The sequence below is a fragment of the Pontibacillus salipaludis genome (assembly GCF_014642405.1).
Lineage (GTDB): Bacteria > Bacillota > Bacilli > Bacillales > BH030062 > Pontibacillus > Pontibacillus salipaludis.
In genome coordinates, this window is sequence record NZ_BMIN01000011.1 from 99,312 (window position 1) to 117,080 (window position 17,769).

General features: G+C 40.2%; 19 protein-coding genes. 5 read left to right on the forward strand and 14 right to left on the reverse strand.

Annotated elements, in window-relative coordinates; genetic code table 11:
* Positions 1 to 29 precede the first annotated feature (29 nt).
* The 6 genes from IEW76_RS12970 to IEW76_RS12995 form a co-directional block, all read right to left on the reverse strand.
* Positions 30 to 3,119, reverse strand: coding sequence for a DNA translocase FtsK (locus tag IEW76_RS12970; protein WP_229721229.1), 3,090 nt, complete (start codon positions 3,117 to 3,119; stop codon positions 30 to 32).
* Between the two features lie 303 nt (positions 3,120 to 3,422).
* Positions 3,423 to 4,031 carry a YtpR family tRNA-binding protein gene (ytpR, locus tag IEW76_RS12975; RefSeq protein WP_188654495.1) on the reverse strand — a complete coding sequence of 203 codons (609 nt, stop codon included), beginning with the start codon at positions 4,029 to 4,031 and terminating at the stop codon, positions 3,423 to 3,425.
* A 25-nt stretch (positions 4,032 to 4,056) separates the two neighbouring features.
* Positions 4,057 to 4,863, reverse strand: coding sequence for a DUF1444 domain-containing protein (locus IEW76_RS12980; protein ID WP_188654497.1), 807 nt, complete (start codon positions 4,861 to 4,863; stop codon positions 4,057 to 4,059).
* 159 nt (positions 4,864 to 5,022) lie between these two features.
* Positions 5,023 to 5,340 (reverse strand): thioredoxin family protein, encoded by a 318-nt coding sequence (locus IEW76_RS12985; protein WP_188654498.1) that lies wholly within the window; start codon positions 5,338 to 5,340, stop codon positions 5,023 to 5,025.
* 13 nt (positions 5,341 to 5,353) lie between these two features.
* Positions 5,354 to 6,388, reverse strand: a complete 1,035-nt coding sequence (locus IEW76_RS12990; protein ID WP_229721230.1) for a PTS sugar transporter subunit IIC — start codon at positions 6,386 to 6,388, stop codon at positions 5,354 to 5,356.
* Between the two features lie 838 nt (positions 6,389 to 7,226).
* On the reverse strand, positions 7,227 to 7,766 hold the full coding sequence (locus IEW76_RS12995) for a hypothetical protein (protein WP_188654500.1): 540 nt from the start codon (positions 7,764 to 7,766) through the stop codon (positions 7,227 to 7,229).
* Positions 7,767 to 7,953: 187 nt separating this feature from the next.
* On the opposite strand from IEW76_RS12995, the gene IEW76_RS13000 reads away from it, so the two are divergent.
* Positions 7,954 to 8,394, forward strand: a complete 441-nt coding sequence (locus tag IEW76_RS13000) for a YtoQ family protein (RefSeq protein WP_188654502.1) — start codon at positions 7,954 to 7,956, stop codon at positions 8,392 to 8,394.
* Between the two features lie 308 nt (positions 8,395 to 8,702).
* On the opposite strand, the gene IEW76_RS13005 is transcribed toward IEW76_RS13000, so the two are convergent.
* Entirely contained in the window at positions 8,703 to 9,221 is a 519-nt protein-coding gene (locus tag IEW76_RS13005; protein WP_188654504.1) for a DUF84 family protein, read from the reverse strand.
* Between the two features lie 87 nt (positions 9,222 to 9,308).
* Complete coding sequence (locus IEW76_RS13010; protein WP_188654506.1) at positions 9,309 to 10,376, reverse strand: M42 family metallopeptidase; 1,068 nt, start codon at positions 10,374 to 10,376, stop codon at positions 9,309 to 9,311.
* A gap of 152 nt (positions 10,377 to 10,528) precedes the next feature.
* Between IEW76_RS13010 and IEW76_RS13015 the strand changes: the two genes are divergently transcribed.
* Positions 10,529 to 10,843, forward strand: coding sequence for a PepSY domain-containing protein (locus tag IEW76_RS13015; protein WP_036786534.1), 315 nt, complete (start codon positions 10,529 to 10,531; stop codon positions 10,841 to 10,843).
* Positions 10,844 to 10,891: 48 nt separating this feature from the next.
* On the opposite strand, the gene IEW76_RS13020 is transcribed toward IEW76_RS13015, so the two are convergent.
* Positions 10,892 to 11,734, reverse strand: a complete 843-nt coding sequence (locus IEW76_RS13020; RefSeq protein ID WP_188654508.1) for a YtnP family quorum-quenching lactonase — start codon at positions 11,732 to 11,734, stop codon at positions 10,892 to 10,894.
* A 58-nt stretch (positions 11,735 to 11,792) separates the two neighbouring features.
* Entirely contained in the window at positions 11,793 to 12,446 is a 654-nt protein-coding gene (gene trmB, locus IEW76_RS13025) for a tRNA (guanosine(46)-N7)-methyltransferase TrmB (RefSeq protein ID WP_188654511.1), read from the reverse strand.
* A 256-nt stretch (positions 12,447 to 12,702) separates the two neighbouring features.
* Here trmB and IEW76_RS13030 point away from each other — a divergent pair, with 256 nt between their 5' ends.
* Together IEW76_RS13030 and IEW76_RS13035 are read left to right on the forward strand one after the other, a co-directional pair.
* Positions 12,703 to 12,864, forward strand: a complete 162-nt coding sequence (locus IEW76_RS13030; protein WP_188654513.1) for a hypothetical protein — start codon at positions 12,703 to 12,705, stop codon at positions 12,862 to 12,864.
* Between the two features lie 186 nt (positions 12,865 to 13,050).
* A complete protein-coding gene (locus tag IEW76_RS13035) occupies positions 13,051 to 13,335 on the forward strand; it encodes a YtzH-like family protein (protein ID WP_188654515.1) in 285 nt (94 codons plus the stop codon).
* Here the strand turns inward: IEW76_RS13035 and IEW76_RS13040 are convergent.
* Complete coding sequence (locus tag IEW76_RS13040) at positions 13,325 to 14,128, reverse strand: phosphotransferase family protein (protein ID WP_188654565.1); 804 nt, start codon at positions 14,126 to 14,128, stop codon at positions 13,325 to 13,327. The two genes, IEW76_RS13035 and IEW76_RS13040, sit on opposite strands and share 11 nt — an antisense overlap.
* 191 nt (positions 14,129 to 14,319) lie before the next feature.
* The gene (locus IEW76_RS13045; RefSeq protein WP_188654517.1) at positions 14,320 to 15,258 is read right to left on the reverse strand and encodes a diacylglycerol/lipid kinase family protein; all 939 of its coding nucleotides are present in this window, start codon (positions 15,256 to 15,258) and stop codon (positions 14,320 to 14,322) included.
* 77 nt (positions 15,259 to 15,335) lie between these two features.
* Here IEW76_RS13045 and IEW76_RS13050 point away from each other — a divergent pair, with 77 nt between their 5' ends.
* Complete coding sequence (locus IEW76_RS13050; RefSeq protein ID WP_229721231.1) at positions 15,336 to 16,364, forward strand: EAL domain-containing protein; 1,029 nt, start codon at positions 15,336 to 15,338, stop codon at positions 16,362 to 16,364.
* Here IEW76_RS13050 and IEW76_RS13055 read toward each other — a convergent pair.
* Both IEW76_RS13055 and thpR read right to left on the reverse strand, forming a co-directional pair.
* Positions 16,351 to 17,196: a nuclease-related domain-containing protein gene (locus tag IEW76_RS13055; RefSeq protein ID WP_188654519.1), complete on the reverse strand. Its 846-nt coding sequence runs from the start codon at positions 17,194 to 17,196 to the stop codon at positions 16,351 to 16,353. The two genes, IEW76_RS13050 and IEW76_RS13055, sit on opposite strands and share 14 nt — an antisense overlap.
* Before the next feature lie 9 nt (positions 17,197 to 17,205).
* Positions 17,206 to 17,766, reverse strand: a complete 561-nt coding sequence (thpR, locus tag IEW76_RS13060; protein WP_188654521.1) for an RNA 2',3'-cyclic phosphodiesterase — start codon at positions 17,764 to 17,766, stop codon at positions 17,206 to 17,208.
* Positions 17,767 to 17,769 lie beyond the last annotated feature (3 nt).

A 17,769-nucleotide genomic window follows, 5' to 3' on the forward strand; every position in this document is an offset into this window, starting at 1 on the left:
TTCGACAAGTTTTATATGTTATTGGGAAATTATTCATGATCGCGTCGTAACTCTTCAAACCCAGCATGATCCATATAAACGTCACGAGGTTTACTGCCTTTAGATTCAGAGATGATGCCTTTCTCCTCCATCGTATCAATTAGGCGTGCAGCACGATTATAACCTACTTTGAAACGTCTTTGTAGGAGAGAAGCACTTGCGCCATTTTGATCAATAACAAACTGAACCGCTTCTTCAAACAAATCATCTTCAGCTTCTTCAAAGTTAGGCTGTTGCATCAGCTCTTCTTGTTCAAATAAATAGTTTGGAGAGGCAATCTTCTTCACATGGTTGGTAATCCGCTCAATTTCCTCGTCTGATACAAATGCACCTTGAATTCGTTTTGTTTTTCCTGCACCGTTTTCTAAGAATAGCATATCTCCGCGACCTAACAGTTTTTCAGCACCAGCTGAATCAACGATCGTTCTTGAGTCGACCTGAGAGGATACGCTAAATGCAACACGTGTTGGAATGTTTGCTTTAATAAGTCCTGTGATGACATCTACTGACGGTCTTTGGGTAGCTAATAATAAGTGAATTCCACAAGCTCTTGCTTTTTGTGCGATTCGGCAAATAGCATCTTCTACGTCTTGTGGAGACATCATCATTAAATCGGCAAGCTCATCAATAACTATAACAAGATATGGCATTTTGTCATTTAGTCTTCCTTTAGCCTTTATCTTATCATTATAGCGATCGATATCGCGAACCCCTTCCTCCACAAAGCGTTCATACCGCTGCTCCATTTCTTTAACTGCCCATTTCAAAGCAGATGTTGCTGCTTTTACATCGGTAATAACAGGTGCTACTAAGTGTGGCAATTCATTATATGGAGCTAATTCTACCATCTTTGGATCGATTAACAGAAACTTTACATCTTCATGACTTGCTTTATATAACAGACTGAGCAATATTGTATTGATACATACACTCTTACCAGAACCCGTTGCACCTGCTATTAACCCGTGGGGCATTTTCTTTAAGTCTGTCACAATTGGTGATCCCTCAATATCAAGTCCTAATCCAACCGAAAGAGGTGAAGACTCCCCTTGAAAAGCCTCACTTTCAAGGATTTCCTGAAGCCCAACCGCTTCTGACTTCTGATTCGGAACTTCAATTCCAATCGCATTTTTACCAGGGATCGGAGCCTCCATTCTTATATCCTTTGCAGCTAAGCTCATTTTAATGTCATCAGAAAGGTTTGTTATCTTACTCACCTTCACACCGGGCTCGGGCTGTACTTCAAATCGCGTCACCGCCGGGCCTTTCATCGCATTAACGACTTTAGCCTTTACATGGAAATTATGAAGCGTTGTTTCAAGCAATTGCATTTGCTCTTCAATCCATTCATCTTCACTTTCCATACGCTTCGGTGGATCATTCAATAAGTGATAAGGAGGAATTGTCGACTTAGTAGGAGCTTTCTCTTGTAGCTCCTCCTTTTCTTCCACTACCTCTTCCTCTTTAGGAGGTTCTTCGACTTGTTTAGGTTGGGTCGGTGTTACCGCCTTTTGTTGATCACGGTGTCTCTTATCACGTGGCGTCATGATGACATTGAAAGGACGACTTCTACGTTTAGGGCGTTCTGGTTCTGCTTCCTTGCTTTCTACCTTTTCTTGGTCCGTCACCTGTGTGGCTGCTACCTCTTCTTCTGCTCCACTTTCACCCCTACTATCCGTAGTTTGTTCTTTTGTTTCAATCGTATCTACTTCTTCGGAGGATGGGTCTTGCATTTGGGGCAGAGCTTCTTCCTCAAGGGTTTGGTCAGTTGCCACATTCTCGGATTCATCCTTATTGGAGCTTTCATTTACCAGATGTTCTTCATTTGTTTCCAATGCCAAGTTTTCTACACCTTCTGGTTTCTCTTCTGACTCGTCCTTAAACCTCAATGTTTCATTTAAGGAATCCTCAACTTCATCCGTGTCAAAAGTTTCATCAACTGTATAAACCTCATCAAGATCTGAGCTATTTTCTAATTGTTCTTCCACTGTCGTTTCAGGCTCTTCCGAATAAGCATCGACCTCGGGTTTTCCTTCGTTCTCTTCTTTTTCCTCAGCGCTGCTAGTTGTCTCACCTATTTCAAAACCATTCACCGCTTCCTCAGTCGCATGCTCGTCCTGGTAAGAGAACTCTTCATCCACTACAGAAACTCCCTCTTCCTCATACGATTCATCCATTTCTAACATGGAGGGAGGAAGATAACCTTTTTCTGAATCGCTTGCGGTCTTATCTTTCACTGTTTCTTCTTCATTTTCTACTAATGGATCGTCCGCAACTTTTTCACTTGATAAGACCTCTTCATCCGAAGATTCTGATTCCGTATCACGAGATCCATACATGATAATAGTCGGTGGTACGTCTTCTTCTTCGTCTTCGTCTTCTTGATCTGAAAAATACTCTTCTTCATGCGAACTCTCATTTTCCTCGTGATCGAATAAGCCAATAACATTATCCTTTTCTGGCTCTTCTACTCCCTCAACGTCCTGGTCTTTTGAAAATGATGCCACCTCTTCCTCCTCTTCTTGCGTAGGAGGGGTCATAGACGTAGAAGGATGTGTTTCTGGCAACACTTTCGCTAATGTAGATTCATAGAGCCGATCGTCCTCATCTGCTTTCTTCATAATAGAAGGCAGATCATCTAACACCGTCTCACTGAAGTGCCCTTCCCTTTTACCATACCCATAGATAGGAGAAGGAACATTGCTTGGTGTGAATGGAGATCCCTGTTCGAAGGAGGATGGTTGGTATGTATCCTTTTTGCTCCATTCATTATTTTGTTTATTTGAAGAATATTTATATGAATCATAATTGGATCGTTGACTTTGAGTATGATTGGACTGCTCATTTTTAGAATCCGTGTTACGTTGACGTGGTTCACGTTTCTGTTGACTATCAGGAATCATAGGAAAGCGAAAATTACCTTGTTTCGGGTATTGATACACCATCTTCGTTTGAAAGTGCTGCTGACTTTGTTGACCTTGTTGTCTCTGATGTTTCGTTTCATCCTCTTGCGGAAATGGGGGCTGTTGATCTTCTGGAGATTGCTCTTCTTGTCGCATTTGCTGCAACCAATTTTTCATTCTATTCCACATGAAACCTCACTCTTTCTTTCAATTTTAGAATTAATCCTATTTTAACAGTTTTTCGTCTATTTGAGTGCGCCATAATGCCCGATTCTAAAATTCTTACTTTAGACGCACAAATCCTTACACTATTCGTATACCTATACTCTTTCAAGGGGGAGAAATGGCTTGCTTTTCATATGGAACCATTTTTTTCAGATGAAGATGAACAGCCTATTCACTTACCATGCGTAACAAATGAACAAAACGACCAGAGAATCGTCTCTGGTCGTTTTGTTTGTCTTTCTATTCATTTCAGCATTACGCTAAGCTGAAAGGTTGTCCTACTTCATACGAGTCCTCAAGGACAAGAATTCCTTTTTCTTTTGGTGCATCGGGAAGGCCAAGTTCTTTTGCAGAGCAAATCATACCGCTTGATGGCACACCACGAAGCTCAGCATCCTTAATTTCCATGCCACCTGGCATCACAGCGCCAACTTTCGCTACAACTACTTTTTGACCAGCGTCTACGTTTGGAGCTCCGCACACGATCTGAACCGTTTCGTCCCCTAAGTCTACTTGGCAAACGCTTAATTTATCAGCATTTTCATGTTGATCTTTCTCTTTCACATATCCAACTACAAATTTTGGAGAAAGATCTACGTTTAATTCTTCAGCTAGTTCGTTCTTTTGGAATATATCATGAATTGCTGTAAGCCATTCTTCTGTTAGTTGAATGGCTCCTTTTTCGTTAATATTCACGTAGGAAGACGCGTTAAAGATATTGTACCCTAATAGAGTTCCATTTGACTGATCAGTTATCTTCACAACATCGCCAAAGCGCTCTTGCTTCACCTCATTGCGATCTCCTTGTGCTACGGGGATAATTAATACATCTCCAATTCCATCTCGGTTATAAAATACTTGCATTCACTTGACTCCCTTTCTATTCCATTTAATCTGATTTCGGTTTATTTTGAGCTAAAACGAAGATCGGTTCAAGGTTTTTATCTTCATAAAGGAATGGCAACGACGTAATCGGTACACGACCTTCTGCAAAAAACTTCATATTCATCTGGGCTAAAATATCATAACCAGAAGCATTCTGGATGTCTGCGAAGATACACACATCCCCATGAGGAACAGCCACAGCTAGTTCACCCACACTTTGAGCTTTCATTTGCTCTAATAAAGCTTCATTTAAAATACGTGATGCATCATAGCCATCATTCGAGGATAAGAAGTAAAATGTGTTACCTGCGACTTCATCTTGTTTCATTCCTGTCTCTAAAGAACGAAGGTTAAAGCGCGCAATTTCTCTAATTCTTTCTTGATCTAATCCCTCTTCTTGTAACATAGCATGGTCGATTAAGCGATACGACTTCCCAAGATCTAAGGCATAATAGATACGTGTCTCTGCAGTATGTTCATCCGTAACAAGCTTTTCTCCTTCATTGGATTCGGTCGGGAAAGAAGCTGCTCGGACAACAGGATAAATACTCTTTTCTTTACCAGCTAACTGCTGTTTTTCATTCATAATGCGTAATGCTTCATGAATGTGTTCTTCTAGTTCATCAAGAGCTTGTTCTTTCTTTTGCTCATATTTAGAAATAATGCCTGGTAATGAGATTTCTATTCCTTGTTTCGTATCTGCCCATTCTACACGGAATGTATCTTTATCTCGGTTAAATTGAGTCTTCCATTCTGGATTCTGTAACCTAGACTCTAACAACTTCTTCATTTTAATACTCGTCATCTTCATTATTCTTCCTCCTTTATATGATGAAGGAAACATATACGTTTGTTATTTTAGCATGAATTCGATAGGGAAAAAAGTTTCTATGATAACCCATGTAATCCACTCTGTTCGAAAGAAAGAGCTGTCCTGAAAGTATTTCAGAACAGCCCCGTATTCCATTTATTAAGATAACCCTTGAATAAATGATTCAATTTCATCACGAGTCTTACGATCCTTACTTACAAATCTACCTGTTTCTTCCCCGTTTTTGAATGCTACAAAGCTTGGGATACCAAATACAGAAAGGTCTGCACATAGATCAATAAATTCATCACGGTCTACATAATAGAACTGAACATTTGTATACGTTTCTTCTAACTCTGGAAGGAACGGTTCAATAACACGACAATCCGGGCACCATGTTGCAGAAAACAGCAGTATGGTTTGTTGATCTCCTTGGATAATCTCTTTATATTGTTCAATTGACTCTAATTGTTTCATTTCGATCGACTCCTTATTCATACTCGATAGTTAGGTCACCATATTGGATCCAACCTTTTTTTCTAAACCACTCTGATAATAACAAAGTGATAAGGGCTGGACCAACAATATGCAACAACAAGATTTGAATCAGTATTTCAAAAGAAAATCCATATACTTGAAAAGTCATGATTTGCCCTACGAAGCCGCTAGTTCCCATACCTGCTCCAGGTGCATTGTTTTCTAATTGTAACCACACTGTAGCAATAGGCGCCAAAATGGCCCCTGCAATTGTAGGAGGAAGTATAAGAATCGGTTTCTTCAAAACATTCCCGACTTGAAGCATAGACGTTCCAATCCCTTGAGCCAGCCAACCGCCCATTCCGTTTTCTCTATAACTCATCGTCGCAAATCCAATCATCTGCGCCGCACATCCTACTGTCGCGGCGCCGGCTGCAATTCCGCTAATGTCTAACATAAGAGCTATCGCAAGGCTTGAAATGGGTGCAGTCAACGCCCATCCCATTAAAACGGCGACGATCATCCCCATAATAAAGGGACGCTGATCTGTTGACCACTGAATAACTTCACCAAAGCTAACCATAAATGTGTTTACTGGTGGCCCTATTACAGAAGCAACCCCATACCCTACGAAAATCGTAACAAGGGGTGTTAATATGATATCTAAACGTGTTGTTTTATTGATCAGCTTTCCAGCTTCAACAGACAAAAGTGTGGCTACATAGGCGCCTGCTGGCCCACCCAGACTTGCTCCAAAAGCTCCGCTAAATAGAGCCGTGAACATAACAAGGGGAGGTGCTTTCAGTCCATAGGCAATTGCGACGCCAATCGCTCCTCCCCATACTTTTGTATCCATGGCAAACGTCCCCATCTCCACAAGCATAGCAGAACCCGGAAGCGCAACTTGTTCACCAATTGTTTTAATAATAAGTCCTATAATTAAAGATGAGAACAAACCAAGTGCCATATAACTAAGGGCGGTAATAACATACTCTTTCCAAGAAAGGCTAACCCCTTTCTTGTGCAAAAATGCTTTGAGTTTATTCACTCCACATCAGCCTCTCAATAGTATCAATCGCTTACATCTTACCGAATCACAAAAACCAAAGCAACTAAAAACAAGACTCTGTTCATTTTATGCCCATTCCATATAGGCCTCCTTATACGGAACGCTCGACGTTGAGATATTTTAGCTGGGAGGGACCGTTATGCTTGATGAGTGGTTGGGCTTGCTCGGGGACAACTCGCTTTCCTGCGGGGAGCTGGGAAGCCTCCTCGTTCGCTTTCGCTCTCTGTGGGGTCTTCCCTAGGCTCCTTCCCCCGCGGGAGTCTCGCAGTCCCCGATCAAGCCCTTGCTTTAATGGGGGGGAACGGCCCAGCAGTTCGTATCAGGAGTCTGATATCACCCTATATTGCATGTTTTCGTTCACTCTTATATGGCAAAGGTGGGCCTGGAAACTGCGAGACTCCCGTGGGGTGAAGAGCCAGTCAAGTTCCGGCGTGGAGGACCTAGCGTGATAAGTCATCTTTTTTACAAAGGCTAGTCGCCTTTTCCAAAAAGCTGTCTTATCCGGCCCCACACGATGTGGGGTCGTTCGATGTTGTCACAGGATGTGACGATCCTAGTCGAACTTCCTTTTATTCCTAGGCACCACGCCTGCACTTTAAATTCTAGGTGAGACCCCGCAGGAAAGCGAGTGGTTTCCAGGCCCACCTTATACACTCCATTAAAGCAAACGGAAACATTCTCTCAGCTTGCAAACAAAAGCGGAAATGCGCGTTTAGCAACGTATAGACTGGACTGAACCACATAATAGTATTGCTTATTATAGACCGCGTTAAAAAAAGCTGACCAAATATGCTCGGTCAGCCTTTCCATACGTTTGTTAGTTTGATGTTGATAGAACAATCGAATGAACAACCTTCATCATTTTTCCGGCGTCTTCTTCCATTGCATTTAAATCAGTTTCGGTCGTCATTTTAACGCCGCCTGCTCCAACTTGTAATTCATAGGTATCATCATCAATAGATGAAACTTTCATGTAACCAAATACCTCATCACTCTCAAATGCTTCGACAACAAGAATATTTTGGTCTTCTTTTGCCGACTGATAGAACGTCTTACTCGTTTTCTTTTCAAAAGGGTTGTAAAAAAGAATAAACTGTCTCTCATCAGATTCTAAGAGGATGTTATTAGGAGAATTAGACACTACTTCCATAGAATCTGGCAAAAACATGGATACGTTCTCGAGCTCCGTATTTAACGGCAAGTCATCTACACTTAATGAAGATTCAGCAGCTTGTTTCGCTTCTTGAATGACAGCTTCTTCTGACTTAAAGAAACCTCCAACAAACAAACCTAGCAGAATAATAACAGCTATTCCAATCAAGAAAATTAATAGCCATTTAGGGTTGAAAGCTTTCACACACACTCTCTCCTTGAATAATCTCGTTACTTCCTTCAGCAACAGTTCCTATACATATCATACTATGGAATACAAATTTGACAAGTAAAGATTTCAGACTCGCTAACTGTCATATGAAAGCGTTTGTGCTACACTTTACAGTGGTATATTAAACCAATTTTATAAATAAACGAAAGGGGCAATTTTAATGAAACTAACCGTATATTTAGCAGGTCAGATTCACGATGATTGGAGAAAAGACTTAGAAAAGAAGGCCGAGGAAAAAGGTTTACCCGTTCAGTTTGTAAGTCCTCAAACGAACCATGACCGTTCCGATTCTATAGGAGAAGATATACTAGGCGAACAACCAGGAAACATTTACCGTGATGACGTAGCCTCAAGTGTTAACAACTTACGAACAAAAGTACTATTAAATAAATCCGACCTTGTTATCGCGCTTTTTGGAGAGAAATATAAACAGTGGAATACGGCAATGGACGCAGCTACAGCAATCAATCAAGATATTCCTACTATACTCATTCGCCCTGAATCCCTACACCATCCACTTAAAGAATTATCAAATAAAGCCAACGTAACCGTCGAAACCATCGACCAAGCCTTAGAAGTAATCGAGTACATTTTCGAATAGACCCAACCCTTCAATATGCATATGGCTTTAACCACCCTTGCCATATGGTGATTTATGAAGGCATACCATAATTGTACTTTGAATACTGTGTCTTCTCCGCCACCGCTTAAGGAGGGGCCGTTTGTTAAACTATGGTCAGGGGTGTCTGGGGAACGGGGAGACTCCTGCGGGAGAAAGAGGTCGACGAGACCCCGCAGGGTGATTTTCCCGAGGAGGCTCGACAGCTCGCCCGCGGAAAGCGAGTCGTTCCCCAGACACCCCTAGCACTCAATAAAAGTAACGGCCCCAGCCATACAAAAAAAGGGCGATTATACATCGCCCTTTTTACTATAATAAAACTCGTATTGACCTTTTAATAGTTGAACAATGTGAGCAAACATACCGGATCGATTCACAAGTTCGTTCGTGAACACACCGATCGCCCCTTCATTGTGACGAACATTCTCACCCTTGGCATAATCATCTATTACATCGCCAAGTTCTTTTCCTTTATTTAACTCATTTGCAATTGAATCGGGTAGAGGGATTCGGGCACCACCTGCAACAAACGTATTCTCCTCAGAGTCCACTAACGCCCCCCAGTTGCATAGGTACAAGTCATTCTCTAACTCCATTACGCCACCTTCAAGACCGATTCCTACAACACCTTTCTCAGTCTTGGCGCATTCTCTAGCACGATTAATCGCTCCTTCAAGTGTCTCTTCATCACAAAAAGGCTGAGAGGAAACCCTGGAGGAAACTTCAATCCCGTCCACTTGATCATTACCAAAGATTTGTTGCACGGCTTCAAGTTTTGCAGGGTTGGTAGAGCCAACGATTATTTTCATCGTTACATCCTTTCTTGGATCAAAAACCTACATATTAACGCATCAAAGGTTGTTCTATTTTTTATAAGAGAACAACCTTTGAACATGTTACCCGTTTTGTTTAATATGTTCAAGAGTATTTTGATCAGTTGTTCGTACTAGCTTCGTAATTAGTTCCTTGGCAGCTGCATAATCATCCACGTGGATCATTGAAGCGGAAGTATGAATATATCGTGAGCAAATGCCAACAACAGCGGATGGAACACCTTCATTTGAAGTATGAACGCGACCTGCATCTGTACCACCCTGTGATATAAAGTATTGATATGGGATATCATTGGATTCAGCTGTATCAAGAATAAAATCACGGATGCCTCGATGCGTTACCATCGTTCTATCAAAGATACGAAGCAATGCTCCTTTACCTAACTGACCGAACTCTTTCTTATCTCCAGACATATCATTTGCTGGAGAAGCATCAAGTGCATAGAAAATATCTGGTTGAATCATATTAGCAGCTACTTGCGCACCACGCAACCCTACTTCTTCCTGTACCGTAGCACCAGAATACAACTGATTTGGAAGCTTTTCATTTTGAAGTTCCTTCATAAGCTCCACAGCAAGCCCACAACCATATCGATTATCCCAAGCTTTAGCTAAAATTTTCTTTTCGTTCGCCATTGGAGTGAACGGACAAATCGGAACAATTTGTTGGCCTGGCTTAATGCCAATTTGTTTAGCATCATCGGCATCGTCTGCTCCGATGTCAATCATCATATTCTTAATTTCCATTGGTTTCTTGCGTTGTTCAGGAGTAAGGTTGTGTGGAGGGATAGAACCAATCACCCCTATGATAGGACCGTTGTCTGTCATAATTTGTACTCGTTGAGCTAATAGCACTTGGCTCCACCAGCCGCCTAGTGTTTGAAAGCGAATCATTCCGTTTGGAGTAATCTGAGACACCATAAAGCCAACCTCGTCCATATGGCCTGCAACCATAACTTTTGGTCCCTCACCATTTTTCACTCCGAACACGCCACCTAAACGGTCTTGAATAATCTCATCTGAGTATTTCTCAAGTTCCCCTTTCATAAAAGAACGGACAGCGTGTTCATTTCCTGGAGCTCCCTGTAGCTCAGTTAAATTCTTGAATAAATCCAGCGTTTCTTGATTCATATGTATTCATCTCCAATTTTTTATCACTTGATCTCTTCATCATTTTAACGAATGTTCTGAATTGTTTCCACCTATCTAACCCTATTATTTTCTATTTTGCTCATTTTCGTCTATACTATTAAGTATAAATCGTTAGTAGAGAGGTGTTAGGAATGAAATTGAAACGTTCATTGTTAGCTTTAGGTATCGGTACAGTAGTCGGTGTTGTTGCTTGGAAACAGATAAGCGATAAACAGCAACTATCTCCTGAGAAGGCTCTTAAGCTCGCAAAGGAATCCTTTAAACGTCAGGGTCCTATTAGCGGCTCTTGGATTCACATGAAGACCGAAGAATTCTCAAGTGACGATCTCCCTTACACAGTTTATCGTGGAGGAGTTTCACGCTCTCTTGATGGCCAGACAAAGCAATATGAATTCTATATGGATGCCGTTACAGGCACTATTTTAGATGTTAGCGTTGTAGCCTAAATCGTAGACAAAAGGTATCTCCGTATACAGGAGATACCTTTTTCATGTTTAACGATCCCTTTTTATTTGGTCTACGATCTCACCACTTGGGTTAAACTGTAAAGCTCTATAGTATGCATCATGATAAAACGTATACCAAGCTTTACGCTCACATCCATACTTCATCCAATCTTCCTTCTGATGAACAGATGTAACAGGATAATCATCATAAGCTAATACCCACAGCACGTTTTGATGAGCATGTGTGGGCATAATGTCAGCCATATGAATAAAAAGGTTTTCTTCTTCAGCAAACTTTATAACGCTATGTCCAGCACTATGTCCACCAGTGTGAATCATATATAACCCTTCTGCTATCTCTAAAGATTCATTAAATGGCTGAACTCGTGATTCAATTGGTTTCCAATTTTCTTCCCAATATGTATTTTTTGAACGAATATTAGGAGACCTCATTTCATTCCATTCAACAGAAGAAGTATAGATTACAGCATTTTCGAAAGCCGGAACCCACTTCCCTTCATTCCATTTGGTTAATCCACACGCATGATCAAAATGAAGATGCGTCATTAAAATCCCATCTATTTCACTCGTATGGTAACCTAATTCTTTAAGGGAATCCTCTACGGCAGACTGCTCGTCTACACCGAAATTCCTTAGTTGCTTCTCTGTCATCTTACCATTCCCAATTCCTGAATCAATTAAGAACTTCTTACCATCTAGTTCTAGCAGAATGGGATCTGTCCTAAGTTCTATTTGGTTTTTTTCATTGTGTGGATACTTCCGGCTCCATAGAGGTTTTGGAACAACTCCAAACATCGCTCCACCATCCAAGTGTGTCACGCCTCCATTTAACCAAGTCAACCTTGCACGTCCAACATGTAACGTTTCCATATCCATCCCCCCATACTTCAATAGTTTAACACAGAGGAAATGTTAAATGTAAACGTTATCAATCAGTTAGTTTTTCCGGAAAACGTACACGGCAACGATAAATAGGTTGTCCTTTATTTGAGAACTTCTCTTCATATTCCGTCATGACATTATAAGGATCTTCTAACGTATGAAGATCTAAGTTAACCTCTTCAATTTTACAACCATATTGCGAAAAACTCATAAGAGAGTATTCAAAGAGTTGTTGGTTGTCGGTTTTCATAACGATTTGACCATTAGGTTTTAATACTGCTTCATACTGTTCCAAAAAGGTATGGAACGTTAAGCGACGTTTCTCATGACGTGATTTAGGCCATGGATCAGAGAAGTTTAAATAAATTTGGTCTACTTCATTATCCCCAAACAAATCTCTCAGATCACTTGCGTCTACATTAAGAAGACGAACATTGGATACTTCTGCATCTAACACTTTACGAAGTGCACCTACAATTACACTCTTAACTCTCTCTATACCTATAAAATTAATTTCAGGATGTTGCTTACCCATTCCGGATATAAACGCACCTTTACCTGAACCAATTTCTAAATGAAGAGGCTGATCCTCTGTAAATTCATTTTTCCAATTTTCTTTTTTTGAAAAGGGCTCTTCTACAACAACATGGTTATTCTCTTGCATGAAGTCATCGGCCCACGGTTTGTTCCGAAGTCGCATCTTGCCTTCCTCCTTACCATAATCAATGTATACCTTATCACGAACAAATGAAAAGTGAAAGTTTTTGTCGATACGTAGCAATACCGTAGATCTAAGAGGAAATGAATGCTTTTTTAACTGTGAGTACCTGTTAAGATCCTATATCACTAAATAAGATGAAATTTCATCCTAAAAAAGGGGAAAATGATGTTGGGTTGGAAGCGCTTTCTATTTTATGATATAGAAAGTGTTCAAATACGGGAAATGGAGTGATCACATGTTAACTCTCTTATCTAAATGTACAGAAGCGTTCGTTTTGTTTATGCTAGGCATATCTTTTGTAGGTTACGCTGTTTTTGTTTATCCATTTGAAAAGCTTCATGAGAAAACAAATAGAGAAGTAAAAGCCAACCAGCTTAAATATGCACCTAATGTGTAACAAACTTCAGATGACACTAACTTACTGTGTAATAATAAATATAGCGTAAAAAAGACCTTTGGGTTAGAATACCCCAAAGGTCTTTTTTTACGCTATATGATGACGTTTAAGTTTTCACATGTTGATAATGGTGTACATATTCCCTCTAAATCCGTAAAAACTACGGATAGAAAGGGGATAGACAGTATGCCATTAACAGTAAAAGATCAAGTCAATGTACTTTATGATTTACTCAGTGAACATTCAGAAGACTGCTGCGGCAGCGTATCTGAGTGCCAGCAAATCCAAAGGTTAGTCCGCTCCATTCTTACTAAAAAAGAATTACAGGACGAAAATGTCCTACGTTCATTACCGGCCATTTATGATTATGGAAAAGCCGGAGAAGATTCAGGTGACTTAACTGGCCATATTACATCGAACCAGTCTCAATTAGAAGAATGGGTAACATCCATTGGAAATGTTAAATATTAATAATCCCAAGCTTCACCATAAGCCGCTTAAGGTCCTCAAGCCAACGAGCGGCTTCTGATTCTTCATGCCTGCTTTTATGCCACTGAATAAATGAAACGGTTTGGGCTACAATGTACCAATGCATGCGAACCAACAAGGGTTCATCTAACTCAATACCGTAAGTGTCTAACCAAACATCCCATTCCTCTTCAGGGATATACCAATGTAGAATCATTCCCAGATCCATAGCAGGATCAGCTACCATCGCATTGTCCCAATCAATTAAAAACAGTTGATCTGCATCTGTTAAAAGCCAGTTATTGTGGTTCATGTCACTATGACACACCACTTTCTTCTGATTTTGAACATGGGGAAGTTGCTTGTCAAGATAACGCAATGCTTGATGAATTTCTATTTGGGTATTTATGAAACTTGAACACTGCTCTTGTTTCCGTAAATCATTTAAATAATCGATAGGATCTAAAGGTTGTTTCCCTAATCGCATAAGCAGATCTAACAATTCGGAAGAATGATGAATTTTACTTAACAGTTGGGCTACTCGAGGGTGCTTGATCTCTTCAGGCTTAAGCTCTCTTCCTTCTAACCACTGTTGAGCGGTAATTACATCACCATTTTCCATTCGTTTCGTCCACACAAGCTTAGGGACGATTCCTTCCGCTGACAGCACAGCTAAAAAAGGTGAGGAATTTCGTTTAAGAAATAGGCGCTTTCCTTCACGGTGTGCATAGTAAGCTTCTCCTGTGGAGCCGCCTGCTGGGGTAATTGTCCAATCATTACCGAGTATTTGTTCCAACCAATTCACCTTCAATTCCTCAAATCTGTTCAGGTTTGTTTTCTTTATAATCGTAAGCATGTATAATTGTTATAAATATCGCACAGAGTCAGTACGTGCCTTATTAGTAATGCAATATTATCATGTTGTTTTTAAAGACACGACATCAATAGATTAACGCATTTCAACTATCGAATTCAAGTCTTATTCCGTTATTTCTTTCCTCCGAATACGTACCTAGGTATATTTACCTTTTGAATATGACAAGCTTGGCATGAACCAGACTCGCCGTCTACATGATAAGACAAGATTTCTTCACTCTTAACAGAGACATTAGATCCAGTCAGAACCTCTACTTCTTTAAATCGTACATGCCCTCCCCAAAAAACACTCACAAACATGACAAGCACTTTCCATTTAGAAATATTATGAAGAACGAGTAGCGCCAATTGGTTTGATTGCATGCGAGCGTTTGGTAATATTCGCATCCCCCCACCGTAGTAACCGTGGATTCCTATTGTGACCATCCATACGTTTTCGAGTGTTCGCGTTTCCCCATCTACTGTTAACTCTATTGCTTTCGGTTGAAAGGATCCTAACGTTTTTATTAGAGCCAAACAATAGATAAGAAAACCAATATGGTAGTGATTTAACCATTTCTTTAAGATTGAATGATTTGCTGCCTTTACAATTTCTCCATCAAAGCCAAATCCAATACTATTCGCAAAAAGCCTTGTGTTCTTTGCTTTACGATAATCCGTTCGATAGGTTCCTACACGATAGTCTAAATAGTTTTTCTCGCTTCCTATGATACCTTCAAATATTTCAATAGGACCTTTCTTCAAAAGGGTAGCCTTGCCAAAGTCATTACCAGATCCACCAGGGATAAAAGCAAGAGGAACAGAAGGGTAATATTTAAGTCCATTCAAGACTTCATGAACTGTACCATCTCCCCCTATAACAACCATACAAATAATTCTATCTTTGTATATTTCTGTAACTTGTTGAGCCAGCGCTTCTGCATGTCCTTCATGTTGAGTTATAAAAGCACGACATTCCACCTTCTTATATGCAGGAGATTGTCGTATTTGCTCAAAGACTTTCATGGCCTTGCCGCTCCCGGCAAAAGGGTTCACAATAACAATGTACATATTAAAATTCCCCTTTTCCAAACCTTATTACTTCAGAAAATAGTCCTACTTCTATTATACTAGTATAAAAAGGAGTGATGATTATCTCTATCGATTGCCAATGGTGCGGAACTTCTGTATCACTGCCGTCTAGTGGATACATGACAGTACGAACAAAAACCAAACAACAAACGTGGAAACATTCTATTCAGCTACCAATTAGCCAGCAGGAAGAAAGCTTTCTTATGTATGAATTTAATTCCCATTACGAATTACTACAAGGTTTACAAACCTTGATGGACCACGAGATGCAGCAAGAGTGGGTTCATTTATCTCAAATACATGGAAACAAGTCTTTCCCTATGCAGATTGAACATTTATTTGAGCGACTCTCCCATCCTGAACTTGTAACAATTATTGAAGAAGGACGTTTCACATCTTACCTTCAACCAATTGTGCACATGGATACAGGGGAGGTCTATGGATACGAAGCCCTCTTACGATCAACAGAGAGAAACGTTTCTCCAGGAGACCTATTTTCTTTCGCCAAACGAGCGGGACTTCACTCCATGTTAGATCAGAAAGCTCGAGAAGAAGCAGTAAAAGCAAAAGCTACACATCTTTATGATGGTCAGAAGTGCTTTATTAACTTTCTTCCATCAACTATCTATGTTCCCGAACATTGTCTTAGCCATACCTTTAACATTGTTAAAAAGTACAACGTAGACCCGGGAGATCTTGTTTTTGAAGTTGTCGAAACGGAAAGAATTCACAGCATTGATCACTTACATAATATCTTTTCGACCTACAAAGCTTCAGGCATGCACGTAGCATTAGATGACGTAGGCAGTGGTTATAGTACTTTAGAAGTTCTTAGTCTATTAAAGCCAGATGTAGTCAAGATTGACCGAGAGTACATCAGAGATTGTCACGAGAACTATGACAAACAAACATTTTTAAAATCGGTCATCACTACCGCTAATGAATTGTCCATCACCTTACTAGCTGAAGGGATTGAAACCAAGGAAGAATATAGATGGCTAGAAGAGTCAGGGATCCACCTTGGGCAAGGCTATTTCATTGGGAAACCATCACCGCAACCAGTTGAAGAATTTATTCTTCCTTAAATGTGTCTTCTTGGTTCCATTCCGTTCGTTTGACAGAAGTAAATTGTGTATAGTGGAGCAATGTCGCCATAACTTTCATCTGATGGTACTTTAGCGGTGACTTAAAGGATCTCATTCGTTCAAACCATTCTTCGTATTCATCTACTCCCACATACTCCGTTTGGTAGGGTTCTAGATTAAACTCTATTTTGTTTCCTGGAGATAGGACTAGTTGTTTAACAGGGTAATCAATGCTATGCGCTTTTAAGATACTTTGTACGATTCGTGACGTTCTTTTCAGTGAAATTAAGGGACTCAAAAAACGAGTTCGAACATTACTTTCTTCTTTATACCATGAACGTTCATCTCCAGGGATCAATGTTGTGCTATCAGCCTCGTTAATGAGTTTCACACAATAAATACCTTGGGGATGGATTATGATTGAGTCTGTTTCAATAGGCGCTTTCTTAATAAGAAAAATTGGTTCATATAAGAGGAGAAATGTGTCAGGAAATCGTTGTAAAAAATAACGGAGCGTTTCATCCTCCTCGTAGCCCCTGTCTAAAAAAGACATCTCTGTTAACGATCGAGATGCCCACTTTAATTGGAATGGTAGTAACCCATCAAGAAAATATTGTTTAACTTCTTGCTCATTAGTGGGGACACTGCCGTTGTAAATGAAAGAACTTAAGGCTTCGTGATATTCCGTTTCTTCTAATTCAAACCGACGATCCCACAATGACTTTAACTTTTTCCAATTCCCTTGTTTGAGGCGTATAAATTGCCCGGGATATCGATAAGGATCCACCGAATACCTTGATACATAGTCCTGAAGCTTAATTAACTGTGCCACAATAAACTCTTAAGCCTCCTCTTCTAACATAAATTTCTCAACTTCTTCATACATGGGAGTAGTACCTGGATGAATTCGAAATAATGAAAAGTGATCTACAACGTATGTCTCTTCAAACTCTACTATTTCATCTAAAGGTTTACGAAGCTGCTGATCACCTTTCCATTTCTTCGCTAGTGTGATGTGCGGTGAATACGACCTTTTCTCTTTAGGGTACCCCGCCTTCTCGCACTCTTCGCTCACACCAGTATAGAGTTGGACCAGAGCATCCACTTTCTCTACTCCTGCCCATAATACTCTTGGTTGATCATGTTCACCAAACGTCCCCAATCCTGTTAAAGGGAGAGAGAAAGAAGCCCCAACTTTGCCCAGACGCCTCATTCGATCTCTCAATTCCTCTATTTTGTTTTCGGCTACACTTCCTAGAAATGTTAGGGTAATATGAAAATCTTGATGATTTGTCCATTTCTTATAAGAGACATATGGTGCAACCTTATCCTGTATAAAACCTAGTCTTTGTTGCAACGATGGTGATAAAGGAATGCCGATAAAATAATGAGCTTCTGACATTAT

Coding starts and splice junctions, on each gene's coding strand:
- IEW76_RS12970 (WP_229721229.1), bottom strand. CDS start 3,119: ATGAAAAATTGGTTGCAGCAAATGCGACAAGAAGAGCAATCTCCAGAA.
- IEW76_RS12985 (WP_188654498.1), bottom strand. CDS start 5,340: ATGAAACAATTAGAGTCAATTGAACAATATAAAGAGATTATCCAAGGA.
- IEW76_RS13005 (WP_188654504.1), bottom strand. CDS start 9,221: ATGAAAATAATCGTTGGCTCTACCAACCCTGCAAAACTTGAAGCCGTG.
- IEW76_RS13035 (WP_188654515.1), top strand. CDS start 13,051: ATGCCATTAACAGTAAAAGATCAAGTCAATGTACTTTATGATTTACTC.
- IEW76_RS13050 (WP_229721231.1), top strand. CDS start 15,336: ATGATTATCTCTATCGATTGCCAATGGTGCGGAACTTCTGTATCACTG.
- trmB (WP_188654511.1), bottom strand. CDS start 12,446: ATGCGACTTCGGAACAAACCGTGGGCCGATGACTTCATGCAAGAGAAT.
- IEW76_RS13030 (WP_188654513.1), top strand. CDS start 12,703: ATGTTAACTCTCTTATCTAAATGTACAGAAGCGTTCGTTTTGTTTATG.
- IEW76_RS13015 (WP_036786534.1), top strand. CDS start 10,529: ATGAAATTGAAACGTTCATTGTTAGCTTTAGGTATCGGTACAGTAGTC.
- ytpR (WP_188654495.1), bottom strand. CDS start 4,031: ATGCAAGTATTTTATAACCGAGATGGAATTGGAGATGTATTAATTATC.
- IEW76_RS13000 (WP_188654502.1), top strand. CDS start 7,954: ATGAAACTAACCGTATATTTAGCAGGTCAGATTCACGATGATTGGAGA.
- IEW76_RS13020 (WP_188654508.1), bottom strand. CDS start 11,734: ATGGAAACGTTACATGTTGGACGTGCAAGGTTGACTTGGTTAAATGGA.
- IEW76_RS12980 (WP_188654497.1), bottom strand. CDS start 4,863: ATGAAGATGACGAGTATTAAAATGAAGAAGTTGTTAGAGTCTAGGTTA.
- IEW76_RS13010 (WP_188654506.1), bottom strand. CDS start 10,376: ATGAATCAAGAAACGCTGGATTTATTCAAGAATTTAACTGAGCTACAG.
- IEW76_RS13045 (WP_188654517.1), bottom strand. CDS start 15,258: ATGTACATTGTTATTGTGAACCCTTTTGCCGGGAGCGGCAAGGCCATG.
- thpR (WP_188654521.1), bottom strand. CDS start 17,766: ATGTCAGAAGCTCATTATTTTATCGGCATTCCTTTATCACCATCGTTG.